Annotated in this window: 17 protein-coding genes; 10 read left to right on the top strand and 7 right to left on the bottom strand. The window is 46.4% G+C overall.

Annotated elements, in window-relative coordinates:
* Positions 1-73: 73 nt before the first annotated feature.
* Positions 74-382 carry a hypothetical protein gene (locus tag HG547_RS20000; RefSeq protein WP_169548826.1) on the bottom strand — a complete coding sequence of 103 codons (309 nt, stop codon included), beginning with the start codon at positions 380-382 and terminating at the stop codon, positions 74-76.
* A 270-nt stretch (positions 383-652) separates the two neighbouring features.
* On the opposite strand from HG547_RS20000, the gene HG547_RS19995 reads away from it, so the two are divergent.
* On the top strand, positions 653-1177 hold the full coding sequence (locus HG547_RS19995; protein ID WP_169548825.1) for a DUF3016 domain-containing protein: 525 nt from the start codon (positions 653-655) through the stop codon (positions 1175-1177).
* Positions 1178-1190: 13 nt separating this feature from the next.
* On the opposite strand, the gene HG547_RS19990 is transcribed toward HG547_RS19995, so the two are convergent.
* Positions 1191-2945 carry a GGDEF domain-containing protein gene (locus HG547_RS19990; protein ID WP_169548824.1) on the bottom strand — a complete coding sequence of 585 codons (1755 nt, stop codon included), beginning with the start codon at positions 2943-2945 and terminating at the stop codon, positions 1191-1193.
* A 98-nt stretch (positions 2946-3043) separates the two neighbouring features.
* Entirely contained in the window at positions 3044-3352 is a 309-nt protein-coding gene (locus HG547_RS19985; RefSeq protein ID WP_047536014.1) for a hypothetical protein, read from the bottom strand.
* Between the two features lie 48 nt (positions 3353-3400).
* Here HG547_RS19985 and HG547_RS19980 point away from each other — a divergent pair, with 48 nt between their 5' ends.
* Positions 3401-4306: a TraB/GumN family protein gene (locus HG547_RS19980; RefSeq protein WP_169548823.1), complete on the top strand. Its 906-nt coding sequence runs from the start codon at positions 3401-3403 to the stop codon at positions 4304-4306.
* Positions 4307-4437: 131 nt separating this feature from the next.
* Here the strand turns inward: HG547_RS19980 and HG547_RS19975 are convergent, their stop codons facing one another.
* Positions 4438-5226, bottom strand: a complete 789-nt coding sequence (locus HG547_RS19975; protein WP_169548822.1) for a methyltransferase domain-containing protein — start codon at positions 5224-5226, stop codon at positions 4438-4440.
* 658 nt (positions 5227-5884) lie between these two features.
* On the opposite strand from HG547_RS19975, the gene HG547_RS19970 reads away from it, so the two are divergent.
* Entirely contained in the window at positions 5885-6715 is an 831-nt protein-coding gene (locus HG547_RS19970) for a MaoC/PaaZ C-terminal domain-containing protein (RefSeq protein WP_080612392.1), read from the top strand.
* Between the two features lie 68 nt (positions 6716-6783).
* Here HG547_RS19970 and HG547_RS19965 read toward each other — a convergent pair whose 3' ends face one another.
* The gene (locus tag HG547_RS19965) at positions 6784-7674 is read right to left on the bottom strand and encodes an aldo/keto reductase family oxidoreductase (protein WP_169548821.1); all 891 of its coding nucleotides are present in this window, start codon (positions 7672-7674) and stop codon (positions 6784-6786) included.
* 239 nt (positions 7675-7913) lie between these two features.
* Between HG547_RS19965 and HG547_RS19960 the strand changes: the two genes are divergently transcribed.
* The gene (locus tag HG547_RS19960) at positions 7914-9626 is read left to right on the top strand and encodes a formate--tetrahydrofolate ligase (RefSeq protein WP_169548820.1); all 1713 of its coding nucleotides are present in this window, start codon (positions 7914-7916) and stop codon (positions 9624-9626) included.
* A gap of 81 nt (positions 9627-9707) precedes the next feature.
* Here the strand turns inward: HG547_RS19960 and HG547_RS19955 are convergent, their stop codons facing one another.
* Positions 9708-11360: a mechanosensitive ion channel family protein gene (locus HG547_RS19955; protein ID WP_169548819.1), complete on the bottom strand. Its 1653-nt coding sequence runs from the start codon at positions 11358-11360 to the stop codon at positions 9708-9710.
* 221 nt (positions 11361-11581) lie between these two features.
* Between HG547_RS19955 and HG547_RS19950 the strand changes: the two genes are divergently transcribed.
* Positions 11582-11911 (top strand): hypothetical protein, encoded by a 330-nt coding sequence (locus HG547_RS19950; RefSeq protein ID WP_037430156.1) that lies wholly within the window; start codon positions 11582-11584, stop codon positions 11909-11911.
* Positions 11912-11995: 84 nt separating this feature from the next.
* Here the strand turns inward: HG547_RS19950 and HG547_RS20940 are convergent, their stop codons facing one another.
* Positions 11996-12121: a hypothetical protein gene (locus HG547_RS20940; RefSeq protein WP_011621366.1), complete on the bottom strand. Its 126-nt coding sequence runs from the start codon at positions 12119-12121 to the stop codon at positions 11996-11998.
* A 244-nt stretch (positions 12122-12365) separates the two neighbouring features.
* On the opposite strand from HG547_RS20940, the gene HG547_RS20875 reads away from it, so the two are divergent.
* The 5 genes from HG547_RS20875 to HG547_RS19925 all read left to right on the top strand — a co-directional run bounded on the left by HG547_RS20875 (position 12366) and on the right by HG547_RS19925 (position 16518).
* Positions 12366-12656: an ABC-type zinc uptake system zinc chaperone gene (locus HG547_RS20875; RefSeq protein ID WP_169548818.1), complete on the top strand. Its 291-nt coding sequence runs from the start codon at positions 12366-12368 to the stop codon at positions 12654-12656.
* 81 nt (positions 12657-12737) lie between these two features.
* Positions 12738-13919: a hypothetical protein gene (locus HG547_RS19940; protein WP_169548817.1), complete on the top strand. Its 1182-nt coding sequence runs from the start codon at positions 12738-12740 to the stop codon at positions 13917-13919.
* Complete coding sequence (locus tag HG547_RS19935; protein ID WP_169548816.1) at positions 13903-14811, top strand: zinc ABC transporter substrate-binding protein; 909 nt, start codon at positions 13903-13905, stop codon at positions 14809-14811. The genes HG547_RS19940 and HG547_RS19935 overlap by 17 nt, the downstream gene beginning before the upstream one ends.
* A gap of 4 nt (positions 14812-14815) precedes the next feature.
* Positions 14816-15589 carry a metal ABC transporter permease gene (locus tag HG547_RS19930; protein WP_047536041.1) on the top strand — a complete coding sequence of 258 codons (774 nt, stop codon included), beginning with the start codon at positions 14816-14818 and terminating at the stop codon, positions 15587-15589.
* A 185-nt stretch (positions 15590-15774) separates the two neighbouring features.
* Positions 15775-16518: a 1-acylglycerol-3-phosphate O-acyltransferase gene (locus HG547_RS19925; protein ID WP_047536044.1), complete on the top strand. Its 744-nt coding sequence runs from the start codon at positions 15775-15777 to the stop codon at positions 16516-16518.
* The last annotated feature ends 32 nt before the right edge of the window (positions 16519-16550 follow it).

The following is a 16550-nucleotide window of genomic DNA, read 5'->3' as shown; positions in this document are numbered from 1 at the left end:
CCAACAAAACCAAAGGTATTGCTTAGAAATTAAGCTTACCTGGGATATCTTGAACCTTGGCTGAACCATAATCTTACTGCGCGTTACGCATCTCTTGGCATTGAAATCCCTGTTTACGGGAGTCAAAACCACATTTTAGACCGCATTCCCAAGGCACGTTATCGTAAAAAGATGATTGCTCTTTGGCAAAGTCTCGACAGGCCTCATAGCTATTGAAATTATCAGTTTTTTTATACTTACCTGAATCATAACCATGGGTATAAATAAAAGATGACCAAGTTTCTGGGCGCGTGTCTTTCTCCCCTGAGGAGATAAACCAAATCGAGCTGGCAAAACAGGAAAGTAGGATCAATACAAATACAGGTACAACGGGGAATTTCATTTTTAATTAGAGGTCATAAAACAGTGTGCGAAGGATAATACTTTTTTAGGTAATATGCGCGTTAAAAAGTCACAAATTAATAACTTTATCCCTTATTGGGTATTGGATACAAAAAGATACGATATCATCTGAAATTTTCTATCATATTTACTAATTTATACAAAAGCTTACTGATTATGTGCTGTTAAGGGGAGCGTTTTGCATTAAGCTCGAGTTCAGGTTAGATTTTGTACGGTATAACGCAGAAACTATTAGGCCTAGGAGGCAAATATGAAAGTCCAGTTCCTATTACTCGCCGGTGTGTTGAGTTGCAGTAGTGTGTGGGCCGCCGATGAGGCGAAAACTGACCCTGTGACTGAAGACGGAGTGGTGAAGATTGTTTGGCAAAATCCAAAAGATTTTCGTGATATTAAATCTTCGGGCGAAATTCAGTCCCGTTATGAAAAGCGTTTATTCGATACCTTAACCACAAATATCAATAAAGAAGCCGTAAAAGTCTTAAAACCGAACCAAAAGTTGGAGATGACAGTTACTGATGTCGACTTAGCGGGCGATATGCGTCCAACCTTTGGGGTGACAGCTGATGATTTACGGGTGATAAAAGATCTTTACCCACCCCGTATAACCTTTAGTTATCAAGTGCTTGAAAATGACAAAGTGATCATCGCGGGGGATGAAAAACTCTCCGACATGGGCTTTATGTCCGGCATTCAGTCAGTGAATGACAAGCCATTTATGTATGAAACAAAAATGCTCAGCGATTGGTTGAAAAAAACCGTTGCGCCTAAGTTGTAGGCATTAGTCCCATCTAAGCACTCAAGGCTTGAAGAGTCTCTTCTTGTTCTTCTAACAGGCAAAATCCGTTACTTGCGGATTTTGCCTGTTTTTTTGCCTTGGCACTTAAGGTCGATAGGCTGTGTTCATTGCAGTTAAAGGTATGGGCTGGTGTGAGTACGCCAACGCATAGGCTGATCAACTTGTGATAACAAGCCTGTCCTTGCCTGTCATCTGCCAGCATCTCTTGGGCTTGCCAATGTTCGGCACTATAGAAGAGAGGTTTATTGGTTTCAAAATCCGTCAATATCCGTTGGCAACGATCGATAAGTTGATTGCAGGTGCTGATTACCACAAAGTCATCGCCGCCCACATGGCCAATAAAGCAGTTGTCCGTCTTGTATTTCACTAATAGGTTGGCGACCTCGCAGATCACCTCATCGCCGCGGCAGAAACCGTAAATATCGTTGTAAGGCTTGAACTGACACAGGTCAAAATAGGCCAGATAGAAAGGCTTTTGCTGAGTTCTGAGACGTTTTAGTTCTTCTTGGATCGGCACATTACCCGGTAAATCAGTTAAGGGGTTGGCATGCCTTGCCATTTTGATCCTGTGCTCGGTGATCCGCTGGAGCAAATCCTTAGTGTGGCCAATCCCGAGTAATTGCCCTCGGCGCAGAATAATAAATTGTTGAGCGACGGTATTGGCGCTCTCTGAGGTCAATAACTGACTCACAATGGAGAGCGGTTCGTTAGCTTCAATTTGTAGCACTTGGTGATCCATCACCTCGCTAACCGCATGATTTTCATGAAGCGCCCGACCATAGGGGGTACTGAAAAGTTCGAGCAGAGTTGCTCGGCTAATAATCCCCAGCGGCAGTTGATCTTGCGCCACAACGACAGCTTGTAAGGTGGGTTGGGCGCTAAAGGTGTCGCTTAGGTGCTTCAGCTTGAGTGTCGGCACCACTGTTATTGCACTGGTACAGAGGCTTTCAGCGGATTCGCTATATCTTGGCTGAATTTGGGTGTTGTTAGGGACTAAGGTCGCTTTCATTGCGCGACTTGGTTGTGCCTCTGGACGTCCAAGCAAATAACCTTGGCAATAAACAATTCCTAGCTGTTTAAGTACGGCTAGTTCTTCTTGGGTTTCAATTCCTTCGGCAATCACTTTACAAGTAAGGCTTTGACAGAGTTCGACAATCGAGCGCACAAACTCTTGTTTAACTGGGGTCGAATCAATTTGGTGGATAAAGTGCCGATCGATTTTTACATAGTCGGGGGATAACTCTGACCACAGCCGTAAACCCGAATAGCCTGCACCTAAATCATCAATAGCCGTCATAAATCCTTGGCTACGATAGTGATTCAGGCAAGATTTGAGTAAATCAATGTCATCGGCGGGATATTGCTCCGACAGCTCAATTACCACTTGTGAGGGTGAAATCCCGAGTTGTTGCAACAGTTGCAGCGTCATACCTTTAGGGTGAGCCGGATCGAGCAGGGCTTTTGGGGAAATATTGATAAACAAGCGCCCTTGAAACTGACGTAGCTTAAATTGCTCCAGCGCAATACGGCGGCATAAGGTTTCTAACTCACTCAACTTGCCTTGATGCTCGGCGGTTTTAAAGAGGGGAACGGGTGAATAAAGTGGGCTGTGTTCTGGCCCACGACTGAGCGCCTCAAAACCGTGGATCTTATGTTCCAATATATTGAAAATGGGCTGAAATAGGGGGCTGATTGCCCCCTTCGCAATTATCTTATCAAGCTCTTGTGCTAGATCTAAACTCGTCATTACTTCTGCCCCCGCAACAATGTTTGCGGAGTCTATGACTTAGAAATGACAAAATGATGACAATTTGTGCGGCTGAAAATCCACTCGTGGAAATGGAATTAACTTTGCTTTTTAAAGGCGTGCAGCGTTTGCAGCAGCGCGGCCAGTTGACGCACTAAGGTTTCGAGTGCGACGGGGTCAAGGCTACTGTGTTGCTGCAATTTAGTTAAGTCATCGACCAGTTCTTGCACGTATGGCAAAAAGCGATTGCTTGAAACCATAAACCCTTGTTCGGCTGTAAAGATACTCGTGAATTTTCCATGGCCAGCTTTTTTCAATTCATCTAACTTAGCGTCGGCATCGATGGCTTGGCGATAGGCGATTTGAAGATTTTCTTTCAGTTGCTCTATAACCTTAGTGTGTGGCATAACAGCGTCTCATTGCAAAATTTGCAGGAATTATAAGGGGCAAAGGATATGGCAACAAGTCGGTGGCGACTATTACTCGTACTCTTAACTGTTACGCTGTTTGCAAGTGGGATAACTTGGGCTGCATCGACAGATAAGCCGCCATTTTATCGTGTGCAATGGCAGGGGAAATCTGCTTATCTGCTGGGCTCTATTCATATTGGTCGTGTTGATTTTTATCCTATGCCTGCACAAGTTGAGGCGGCGTTCGCCAAATCCAAAGGACTTGTTGTCGAAATCGATATGAATAAGGTTGATAGCCGCGCCTTATTGCAAAAATACGGTATGGCAAATTCAGCGCAAGGGCTTGATTGGCAAAGTAGAGATAAACAAACAGTCACTACAATGAACCAATATTGTGGGGATAAAGCGAGTTTATGTCAGTCAATTCAAACTTTCGCGCCTTGGCTACAGGCATCTCAACTTAATCTATTACGCTACAATGGCTTAGGTTTTAGCACCGATTATGGTGTCGACATGCAGTTGCTTGGGCGCGGGGATAAGCCCGTTTATGAGTTAGAGACGGCTGAGTCACAGTTTCAATTACTTGCCTCCTTCGATAGTCAAATCCAGTGGGCAATGGTACGTGAAGCTATTGATGCGCCGGATGCTGAGCTGCTCTCACTGGTTGATGCATGGCGCAGTGGTGATGAAGCCGCGCTGGATACGCTAATGCAGGAGCAACTGGGTGGCGAGGGTGATACACAGATGCTGGATAAAATTCTCTGGCAGCGTAATAAAGTGATGGCTGATGGGATAATAAGATTGATGGGTTCAGTAACTGCTAGCGAGCCTTTATTTGTGGTGGTGGGAGCGGGCCATGTGGTTGGCGATAAGAGTGTGGTGCAACTCCTTAAGCAGAAGGGCGCGAAAGTAACCGCCTGTTGGCGTGAGCAATGTGACTTATCATACTGATATTTATTGATTTGACTAAGATTGTGCTTGGGACTCTGAATTTTAACGCACTTGGTGCACTGAGTTAGGGGCAAATCATCGGGTGATTTAATAATATAGGACGCCAAGGCGTCCTATATTATTTCGCGATATTACTCAGATGCTTGGGACGTTGCAGCGCTTTGCCCTAAAAAATGCACATAACGACCGAGCGAAATATAGGGCTCGCGTTGGGAATATTCGAGCTCCATCGCTAGCAGTTTTTGATAGTCAAAATCCGCAGCTTGCTGTTTTTTCAAATAATCGTGGATCACTCGCACGCCCGACTCGCGCTGCAGGGTCATGTGCCATTCGGCAAACCATTGTTTAACATCATGGATATAAAGCGGGTGCGTTGGTGTGAGGCGTACTTTCTTCTTCACCTCTAGATCGGCGGCCACATAGTCGAAATTACCCGACACGAGTGCATGGAATCGCATCGCTTCTTTATTATAAAACATCAGCGAAAACAGCCCATTGGGCTTAAGCATGGTCAATAAGCCTTCCATGGTGGTCTTGGCATCGACTAGCCATTCAACCACGGCATGGCAGAGGATGAGATCGAACATGCCATGTTCAGCAATCGATAAGGCTTGAATGGGCGAATGTACTAAGCTGATGGCCAATGGCGTGTCGCTGGCATCGATTTGCTCTTTCGCTTGGGCGAGCATTTCGGCGGAAATATCGCACAGTACGACTTCATGTCCGAGGAGTGCTAGCTTTTGGCTGAAGTAACCAAAACCGCCGCCGGCATCTAAAATTCGTAATTTTTTATCGCCAAATTGCGCTAATGCAGGAGCAAGATCGCGCCATAGCACGGCAGCACGGATTTCACCTTTAGGCGTGCCATAAATATTCTTCGCGAATTTTTGCGCGAGTTTATCGAAATTCTTATCTTGCACGGGTTAACTAAGTTAAAGACTGGGGGCGATAGTGTCGCACAGGCGGCATATTTTCGCACTTTTCCTGTAGCTGCGATGATTGTTGCTTTAGGGGTTGAGTGTAACTTTTTGATTTTAAAGGTAGTAAAAAATCCTACTTTACTTAGGGATACCCAGAACTCGATCCTCTAGGGTATAATCATGCCGTTTTCGATAAACCTGACTCTAATATACCCAAGCGACCTGAAGATATGAGTTTCAGAGCGTCTAGGGGGCTTCAATTCAAGGCGCATCAATGAAGGAATGTGAACACCTTGTGAATTGATGCAACACCGAAGTGGAGTGCCCTAGGCGCTCCGTCTCGGCGGGTTTTAACGCTCTTTATGCTGTGTTGGTTATTTTTAACTTAGTCCACTAGGTCCGCAAATAACCGCCTTGCCTAAAGAGCGTTACATTCCCGCTGAATCCTCATCTTCAGGTTGTTTGGGTATAATTGTCCATTCGGAGAGTCAGCATCAGCCCTTTTAAGACACTGTTTTGCCTGTTTTACACTCGTGATTTTTTGATTTTCCAGATGTTATGCATCTGTCCGAGGGTATTGCTGGCTATCCGTGCATAGGGATAGTTAATTAAAAGGTACTCAGACTTGAATAATGCATATTGTGTTGAATTGAACGCGATGCCGTCGCTGTTTTCTCTTTATCGCAAGATTTTCTTTGGCCGTAAACCCGGTTGGGATCAACAGCCGCTGCCTTATATCAAGGTGAGCGCGCCCAATGTGAAGGTGTCCGAGGCAAAAGTCAGCCAATATGCGCAAGTGTGTGGTTTTGATTTCGACGGTAAAATATTACCTCCCACCTACCTTTATGTGATGGCATTTCGCCTGCACGCGGTGATTTTTACCCATGATGGCATTACCTTCCCGTTACTTGGGATGATCCATTTAAAGAACCGTATTCAAGTCTATCGCCCGACAACGGTCGATGACGTGTTTTCCCTGGAATGCGCGCTAACAACCAGCCGTGAAACTGATTCGGGCTTAGAGTTTGAATTTGTTTCTAAGGCCTTTGTGGGCGAAGAATTGGTGTGGGAATCGCTGTCGACTTATCTCTATCGCATAGAGACTGCCGGTCGTCGCGTTCGTCCACCAAAGGCACTTGAAATGGCTTGGGACTCGCCTCAATCATGGGAGTTAAGTGAAGATTTAGGTCGTCGTTATGCCAAAGCGTCGGGTGACTATAACCTGATCCACCTGCATCCCGTGCTGTCGAAACGTTTTGGTTTTGACCGAGTGCTGGCCCATGGTATGTGGTCTAAGGCGCGCTGCTTAGCGGAATTGATGCCTGAGATTGGTGAGCGCCCCTTTGTGGTCGATGTTGCCTTTAAGCTGCCGTTACTGATGCCCGCTGAAGTGGGATTTGGTTACGAAAAGTCGCCAGACAAGTGGGTGTTTGAGCTGCGAGACAGTAAAGGTCGCAGACCGCACCTCAGTGGTGAAGTACAGCTTTAAGCAGGATCAAGATAACGGCGCCGAGTGCGCCGTTATTGTTGGTGTTGTTTGAGGGGGATTTGCGGGGGTTAAGGCACGCTGTGTCCAGTTGATGCTTGCCAGATACTAAACCATTGCTGCCTATCTAGGGTGAGTGACTGTGCGGCCACCGCGGTTTTTATCCTCGCGATATTACCACTGCCAATAATCGGTACGGGTCGACTCGGTAACATCCGCACCCAAGCATAAATGACTTGGCTGATATCTTGGGCGCCAATCTCATCGGCGATGACTGCTAAGGTTTGTTGCAAGCGAATGGCCTGTGGATGGCTATTGTCAAAGATTTTTCCGCCGCCCAAACATGACCAAGCCATCGGCCGAATGCGCCGCTCCTGACATAAATCGAGACTGCCATCGTGTAAACTCGCCATCATTAGCGGAGAGATCTCCAGCTGATTAGTGACTAAGGGCTCAGTTAATCTCGACTGCAATAATGACAACTGCGCATTGGTGAAGTTAGATACCCCAAAATGTTGCACTTTCCCAGCTTGTTTTAAGTCAGCAAAGGCATCGGCCACTAGATCGGCGTCCATTAAAGGATCGGGCCTGTGGATCAGCAGCAGATCTAAATAATCGGTTTTAAGCGACTTGAGTGATTGCTCCACGCTGGCAATAATATGCGCTTTGGAGGTGTCGTAATGGTTCACGTAGCGCTCGGGACGGCAATTGAAGGCGGGTTTTATGCCGCATTTGCTCACTAATTGCATCTGCTGCCTTAATGCTGGTTTTAGCGCTAATGCTTCGCCGAACAGGGTTTCGCACTGGTATTGGCCGTAAATATCGGCGTGGTCCATAGTGGTCACACCTAGGTCTAAATATTGTTCTATCAGGTTAAGTCGCTCGGCGGGTGACATTTGCCAACTGTGCATTCGCCAAAAGCCGGCAACAAACTCTGAAAAAGTAAAAGGGGATCCGTTCATGTTGTTTCTCTTTTGGGAATCTGTATTTTGTAGGGTGAAGGGCCTTGGTCGATTTATTTGATGCAGGTTAAGGAATCGCTCATTAACCCTTTCGATGGCTATATATCTTAAAGCTAATCACCTACTATCCGCCATATTCAATCAGCGGTGGCTGATACAAACTGTTTGCACGCTTTTGTTCCGTATACTCATTTCCTATAAAAGTTTGTATACCAAAGTTCCAGAGGAAAATATTACCCATGCTAACCGATATGGAGATTTCGCGCCGTGCGCATCTAAAAGATATCGCACAACTTGGTGCAGAGTTTGGGTTGTTACCCGAAGAGATGCAGCTATTTGGTCATACCAAAGCTAAGGTGGAGCCACAAGTACAGCAGCGCTTAGCCGGGCAACCAAAGGGGAAGCTGATTATTGTGACCGCAGTGACGCCAACGCCCCATGGTGAAGGCAAAACCGTGACGACTATTGGTTTAACGCAATCGCTCAAGGCGCTCGGCAACAAAGTCTGTGCCTGTATTCGCCAGCCCAGTATGGGGCCTGTATTTGGGGTGAAAGGTGGCGCCGCAGGCGGTGGTTACGCCCAAGTGGTGCCCATGCAGGAGCTGAATTTGCACCTAACAGGCGACATTCATGCTGTCAGTAGCGCACATAATCTTGGGGCGGCGGCGATTGCTTCTCGGCTTTACCATGAGACGCGTTTGGGGTGGGCGGAATATGAGCGTCAATCGGGATTAAGGTATTTAGATATTGATCCTATGGGTATTCGTTGGCACAGGGTGGTTGATCATAACGACCGTTGCTTGCGGGAAATTGAGGTGGGATTGGGTGAAAACAACGGTCCCGCTTATCATTCAAAATTTGATATTACTGCCGCTTCAGAGTTAATGGCGATTCTGGCGCTGAGCGGCAATCTGGCGGATATGCGCGCACGTATAGGTAAGTTAGTGCTAGCCCTTAATCGTCAAGGGGAAACCATTAACGCGCAAGAGCTTGGCGTTGCAGGTGCGATGACGGCGATTATGGCGGAGGCGGTAAAACCCACTTTAATGCAGACCTTAAACGGTGCGCCTTGTCTTATTCACGCAGGGCCATTTGCGAATATTGCCCATGGCAACTCGTCGGTGATTGCCGACGATATCGCCTTAAAACTGGCCGATTTTGTGGTGACTGAAGGCGGTTTTGGCTCCGATATGGGGTTTGAGAAATTTTGTAATATCAAGGCGCGTCAGTCGGGATTAACCCCGAGCGCCGCGGTATTAGTGACTACTTTGAAAGCACTAAAGGCCAATAGTGGCCTATCGTCCGATGCGGATATTAATGCACCAGACCAAGTCCGTCTCGAGGCGGGTTTTGCCAACTTAAACTGGCATATCAACAATGTAGCGCGTTACGGTATTCCCGTTGTTGTTGCTATCAATCGTTTTGCCACCGATACGGACGCCGAGCTTAACTGGTTAATTGAGGCTGTAAGTGCTACCGCGGCATTTGGTTGCGAACTTAGCGAGGCCTTTAGCCAAGGTGAAATAGGCGCCATTAGCCTCGCACAAACCGTAATCCGTGCCTGTGAGCAGCCAAGCGAGTTTCGGTTGTTATATCCTGATGATATGGACTTAGAAGCTAAATTATCGACCTTAGCTGAAGTGGGTTATGGCGCCGCAGGGGTGAGCTTATCCGATGCGGCTAAGCTGCAATTACAGGAGCTCAACTCGCTTGGTTATGGGCATTTACCTGTTTGCATGGCGAAAACACCCTTATCCATTAGCCACGATCCTCAGCTTAAAGGTGTCCCTCAAGGCTTTATGGTACCCGTGCGTGAATTGGTTCTGCATGCGGGGGCTGGGTTTATAACAGCATTGGTAGGTAACGTGATGACTATGCCAGGGCTTGGGTTAACCCCTGGTTATTTAAAGATAGATATCACCGCTGATGGTGAGATTACTGGATTAGGTTAGTTTTTTAGCCATTTGAATGTAAAGATGAAAAGGCGCAATCAAAGATTGCGCCTTTTGTTAAGAATTTGCTTTGACGAAAGACTATTTACTGGTTTGGTAAATATGCACATCGCGCTGTGGGAAAGGAATGCTGATACCCTCAGCATCGAAGCGCATTTTCACCTCACGGGTGATATCCCAATATACATCCCAATAGTCTTCTGGTTTTGCCCAAGGGCGGACGATAAAGTCGACCGAGGATTCTCCTAATACGTGCAACTTGATGAGTGGAGCCGGTACTTTTTGCACTTTAGGATGCGCCTCAACAATCGATTTTAGTACCGCTTCGGCCTGCTCAATACTATCGCCATAGCCGATGCCAAATGTCATATCGACTCGGCGCTGGTGCTCGGCGGTAATATTGTTGATGGTATCTCCCCAAATCTTATTGTTGGGAATGATAAGTCTCTGGTTATCTAATGTTTTAATGGTGGTAGAGACTAGGCTCATATGGCTAACGCGCCCCGATACGCCAGCCGCATTAATCAAATCGCCGACATCATACGGACGATAGATCAAAATCATCATGCCTGAAGCGAAGTTGGATAGAGTATCTTGCAGGGCAAAACCGATGATCACGCCCGCGATACCAAAGCCAGCCAGTAAGGGACCTAATTCGATACCAAGCTGGGATAAAGCAATCAGTACGCCGATAGTAAATACTGCCTTGCCCGAGAGTGAGGTAAAGAAGTCTTGTAGTAACTTGCTGAAATTCAACTTAGAGTTGCTAACGGTATTACTGACTATTTTTTTCACCAGTTTGCCTGCAAGGCCAGCGACAAACAGGATCAGAGAGAAGATAAATAACTTAAAGACCAATGTTGGTCCATGATTAATGGCTTGATCTTTAGCAGTATTTAGCCATTGCTCTATTAAGCTCGATGCCACATCAATGTTTAATACGTCCTGCGTAATATCACCTGAAATACTAAACAAGGTCTTTTTCAGCAAGGCTGTGTTTTGCCCTAGTGCATCCAGTAACTCGATATTGGTGCTGAGGCTCTGGCTGTTTTGTGCTAAACGTTCTTTTAGTTGTATCACGCGACTGGTTTGCGCTGCGGTAACGTCTTTCCCTGCATTGGTGGCATCATTTACCGCATTTTGTAACTGCTGTTGGGTGTAAGTGACAAAGCTGTCGAAGTTATCGGCGCGGTTAAGCAGGAGTTGGGTGAGCTGTGTTTTTTCAGCTGTTACATCTTGGCCAATTTGGGTTAGCCAGTTTAAGGTCTCAAGCCGTTGCTTGTAGTTATTGTCTTTGTCGAGTTCACGTTTGGAGATCTCGAGTAAGGTGGCCTCATCATCCGCTGTGCCAAGTTTTTGAGACAACTTGGTGATGAGATCATTAAAGTAGTCGTTAATTTTCAGATTAAACTGCAATTGCTCTTGGATTAGAGCCAGCATAAAAGTTTTATCGTAAGTATTATCATCTAAGAGTGCTTTAATCTTATTGCGTAACTGTAAGGTCTTATTTTGAATGCGATATTCAACAATGGTGCGTAATTCACCTTGGTATTGATCTAAGCGCGCAATGTCCTCTTTAATGGCGGTCTGAAGTGTGGTTAATTCACTTTGGGTTTCGTTTGATGCCGAAGCGCTTGGGCTGGTCGTAATGGGGTCTGGATCTGCAGCGAATACCTTGGCACTCATCAGTAGCGGAAAGCTTAGGGCAAGTATCAATATTAGCGAGCGGCGCATAGACGTTATCTTCGACAAAAAGAGGTAGGTATATGATAGGTGTCGATCTAAACCCTGTAAAATATCAACAGCATAATAGACTAACAATGTTTAAAATTTGTGCGCCAGTTTACAGCTTTAGGCCATAGAATGAAGCTCTGAAACTACGACGCTAATTAGTTCGACTGAATGGGATAAGGATCTGATAAACTTAGCGCCCCATAGTTAGGAATGTACTTTACATGCTGTGCTCCCATTGTCATCAGTCGATTAAAATTGCCCAAATTACCCAGCAGCGCGGAAAGGGCTTTCACGCCCAAGTCCAATGTCCCCATTGTTCAGCGTGGCTTGGTCATAGTCCTAAATTATTAAAGTTAAAGTTGTTTGGCTTTTATGCGAGTGTTCTGACGGGCTTATACAGTTACTTCGATGCCTCGACGCGGCATTTTTTGATCCCTGTGATGATCTTCTGTGTGATGTTGCTGCTGGTGAGCCATTTTATGGATCAACTGCAAACGATTGAGGCACCAGAGAAGGAAGACGATAGCGATCAACGGCAAAAGTATCGCTAGAGATGGGATGACACTGGTTTAACCCTGTCGAGCCGTTTAGGGGCCTACCACTGAGGCTCGACATTGTTTTACAGGGTGAACCTGTTATTGAATAACCTGTTCTTGACTCTCTAATGAGTGTTCTACGTAATAAATCCCGCCCAAAATGACTGCGCCGAAAATCACTATCCCTAAGATTAATCCTAAGTTTTCACGAAAGAATGCTAGCATTTTGGTTGCCTTTTGCTGGGTTGAATAGAATTAAATATTTAGCCTGTATAACACTGGGCACATAATAGATTCACTGACTTAAGCTAATCTTAAATAACTATTTTTGCCAATAATGTGCTCTTTTTAAGGCGCAATCAGTTGCAATGGTAAATATCTTGTAACGCATTGCTTGACCATTACCTTATTGCAACTTACTAGCGGCCTGACTTAAACTTGTGCCACTTTTTACTATGGGGACGACTGAGTGAGACTAGATAGTCACTTAAGACGCACAATTTCGATATGGCTTGCCGCCGTATTGATACTGCTGTCTTTTGTTGCCTCAGCCCATAGTGTGACTCACCTTGATGATGGGGCGAAGACGCACTGTACGCTCTGCTTCCATCAACATCAGCTAAATAAAATTCTGTTCACAGCTCCGCAGACGTTAAATTTAGCGATACAGCGATTTGATGTTTGTGAGTTTGTCTTACCCGTTACCTTCTTCAAACACGTCACTGTTTACCTAAGCCGTGCGCCGCCTGTTCTCCATTAAATCAACTTTAATATTTTAACTTATTGTATTTCTTGATGACTTAACTTAGTCATCGAGTGCTAGTTGTATTTTGGAGATATCATGACTGTTTTTAACAACCGAATTTCTTTGGTGGCCTTGGCGTGCGCATTTGCTTCGCCGACGTTATTTGCCGCTGACTCAAGTTTAACCAATCCAGCGATCAGTGCGGTGCTGAATGGCTATTATCAAACGGCTGAACGCCCATTGGCAGAAACCGCCGAAGGATTTGGTTTAGGTGAAACTGAGTTGGCGATGAGTGCCAATATTGACGACATGTTCTACGGCAAAGTGACCGCCGTCGTTGAGATGCATGATGGTGAAACCGAGCTTAATCTTGAAGAAGCCTTTATCCAAACCATGGCAATGCCTGCGGGTTTTTCCATCCGTGGCGGACGTTTCCTATCGGATATCGGTTATCTAAATAACCAGCATTTACATACCGATTCATTCACCGACCGCCCGATTGCTTACCGTGCATTTTTCGGCGGCCACTACTTCGATGATGGCGTGCGCTTAAACTTTGTTGCTCCAACTGATTTGTATTGGACCATTGGCGCTGAAGCGTTCAAGGGCGAGAGCATGCGCGCCGCCGATGAACATGGCGAACGTGAGTTTAAAAATGTCGGTGTGTACACCTTATATTCAAAAATCGGTGGCGATATAGGGGATAACAGTTCATGGCAGGCGGGATTGAGTTACTTACGTAACGAAAATGGTCAAGTCACAGCCCATGAAGAAGGCGATGAGCACGAAGACGAAACTGCCGAGGAAGGTCATGACCACAGCCATGCGGCATCTTACACAGGTAAAAACACCTATGGTGCTGATTTTGTGTATAAATGGGCACCCAATGGTAACTATAAATACCAAAACCTGACGTTAAGCGGTGAGTATTACCGCGTGACTGACTTTGTGCCTACCGATCTTCATCCCGAAGATGCACCGAGCAAGGACTATCATCAAGGTTGGTATCTGAGCAGTGTGTATCAGTTCACGCCTAGCTGGTCTGCGGGTGTGCGTTACGGCGAGGTGGATACCCAAGAGCTCCATGGCGAGCATTTTCATGGACAGAAGTTAAAGGAATCTGAGGTGAGTCTAGCGTGGCATTCGAGCCATTTCTCGACAGTACGTTTCCAGTACACCAATCAGAAGGGAACTAACTTCGATGGAATCGAAGACGACAATGTTTTCACTATTCAATACATTATGTCTCTGGGGGCTCACGGTGCGCATCAATTCTAATTTTGTTAAAGTGGCCGCAGCGGCCCTGTCTTTCGCTTGTTCAGGTTTTGCCCACGCAGAGCTGAATGTGTTTGCCTGTGAACCCGAATATGCCGCATTGGCAAAAGAGTTGGCTCCAAACGCCAGCATTTATTCGGCAACCACGGCCTTACAGGATCCGCATCAAGTGCAGGCGCGCCCGAGTTTGATTGCTAAAATGCGTCAAGCGGATCTGGTGGTCTGTGCAGGTGCCGATTTAGAAGTCGGTTGGCTGCCGATGCTGCAAATGAAGTCAGCCAACGCCAAGGTTCGCTCTACCGATCAAGGGCTATTTTTCGCCGCCGATCAAATCGATACCTTAGATAAGTTAGCGAGTGTGGATCGCAGCATGGGCGACGTGCATGCTCAGGGAAATCCGCATATCCACTTCGATCCGCATCGTTTGCTTAGCGTCGCGAATGCGCTCAGCGCTAAGATGAGCCAACTTGATCCGAGTGAAGCGGCTAATTATCAAAAGGCCTTAGCGGACTTTAGCACTCGTTGGCAGGCGGCGATCCCTCGTTGGGAAGAGCAAGCCAAACCGTTAAAGGGTAAAAAGGTCATCGCCTATCACACCAGTTTTAGATATCTGTTCAACTGGTTGGGGATTGAACAAGCCGCTGATCTTGAGCCTAAACCCGGTCTAGCGCCGACCAGTGGCCATTTAGCAAGCCTGCTCAGCCGTGCCGAGCAGGGTGATATTCTTGCGGTGGTTGTGGCGTCCTATCAGGACGAACGTGGTGCTAAGTGGTTGGGTGAAAAAGCGAATCTTCCAGTACTGATGTTACCTATGTCTGTAGGTGGAAACGATAGCAGCCAAGATCTCTTTAGCCTCTACGACAGCGCGATTTCCCTCTTAAACGGGGTGAAATAAGCCTATGTTGGATCTGGAACTGATGTCGATCCTGCTGCCTGCACTGGCAGCGGGGATCTTAGTGCTCTCAACGCACATTGTACTTGGTAAACAAGTGCTTAAACGTGGGATTATCTTTATCGATTTAGCCATTGCGCAAGTCGCCGCGTTGGGAGCAATTGTCGCCCACATGGACCACAGGTTAGAAGACATGCCATTTTCTAATGTGTGGATGCCGGCCTTGTTCGCCCTTGCGGGGGCGGGATTTATCGCTTGGTTATCTAAGCGAATGGCGGGTGAGTTAGAAGCCATGATCGGTTGTTTTTATGTACTATCGGCCGTGGCTGCTATGCTATTGCTGGCGAACGATCCCCATGGTGCAGAGCTGCTAAAACAATTGATGTCGGGCCAGATCCTTTGGGTGAGTTGGTCGCAATTAGTGTTACCGACAGTGGTTTATGCAGGGGTGTTGGCGTTGATTTTTTGGCGGCCACAAATATTAAATGGCGCCGGATTCTATCTCCTATTTGCCCTCGTTATTACGTTGTCGGTTGAGCTGGTGGGCGTCTATTTAGTGTTTAGTACCTTGATTTTACCTGCACTTGCTCTGAATAAATACCAAGGTAAAAACGGCTTGTTTTACGCCTATCTGGTCGGCCTTATGGGTTACTTACTTGGTCTGGTATTATCGGCAACCATGGATTTACCGAGTGGGGCGGCGATTGTCGCAACCTTGGCAGTCAGTGCACTGGTATTTCGTGTAGGCTTAAGCAAAATGGCTACAGTGAGTCAGATCTAACGCTAGGTTTTATGCTGAGTGTTAGGCGTTGATATTGATTTAAAAGCCCATCGATACGCTTATTGCGTGAGTAACGATGGGCTTTTGTTTGATTGTTAGCAACTCAGCTAACAGATGTAAACATTATATTGAGTCCCTAGGGCTGGGTGGCTATACTGTCGCCACTTTCACCCTTGGAGTATGTCGTGCTATTAATTGTCAGATCTGTGTTGTTGGCGGTGTCATTGTTACTTGCATTTATTTTTGGTGGCTTGGTTTGCCTATTACGACCTCGTCACCGTGACAATGTACATATGTTCGCCAAGATCTTTTCATCCGCAGCGCCGATTTTAGGGCTTAAAGTCATAGTGCGTCGGCCTAAGGAAGTGCAGGATGGCCCCTATATATTTCTAGGAAATCATCAAAATAACTTCGATTTATTCACACATACTAAAGCCGTACCTAAAGGCACTGTGAGCTTAGGGAAAAAGAGCTTAGTGTGGATCCCCTTGTTTGGCCAGATCTATTGGCTGTCAGGTAATATTCTGATCGATAGAAAAAATCGCAATAGTGCTTTTGATACCATGGCGAAAACGGCGGAAAAAATTAAGCAGAATCGTCTTTCCGTGTGGATTTTCCCTGAGGGTACGCGCTCACGGGGGCGCGGACTGTTGCCCTTCAAAGCGGGAGCTTTCCACACTGCGATTGCGGCTGGTGTGCCAGTCGTACCCGTGTTGACGTCGTGCCAAAGCCATATTGATTTGAACCGTTGGGATAATGGTGTGGTGATTATTGAGATGATGGCGCCAATCCCGACTGAAGGTTTGGATAAAGCTGATGCCAAAGCCTTTTCGGCTCAGGTGCATGAGATTATGTCGGCAAAATTTAACGAGATAAATCGCGAAGCGGCAACATTAATGGGTAAAACTATCCCGGTTGATGACGTATAATAACGCCAATTTGAGCCAGTTTTATCTTAACG

The sequence above is a fragment of the Shewanella sp. DNRA4 genome (genome assembly GCF_012843185.1).
Lineage (GTDB): Bacteria > Pseudomonadota > Gammaproteobacteria > Enterobacterales > Shewanellaceae > Shewanella > Shewanella xiamenensis.
The sequence above is the reverse complement of the archived record's forward strand: the minus strand, read 5'-3'. Positions and strand labels throughout refer to the sequence as shown.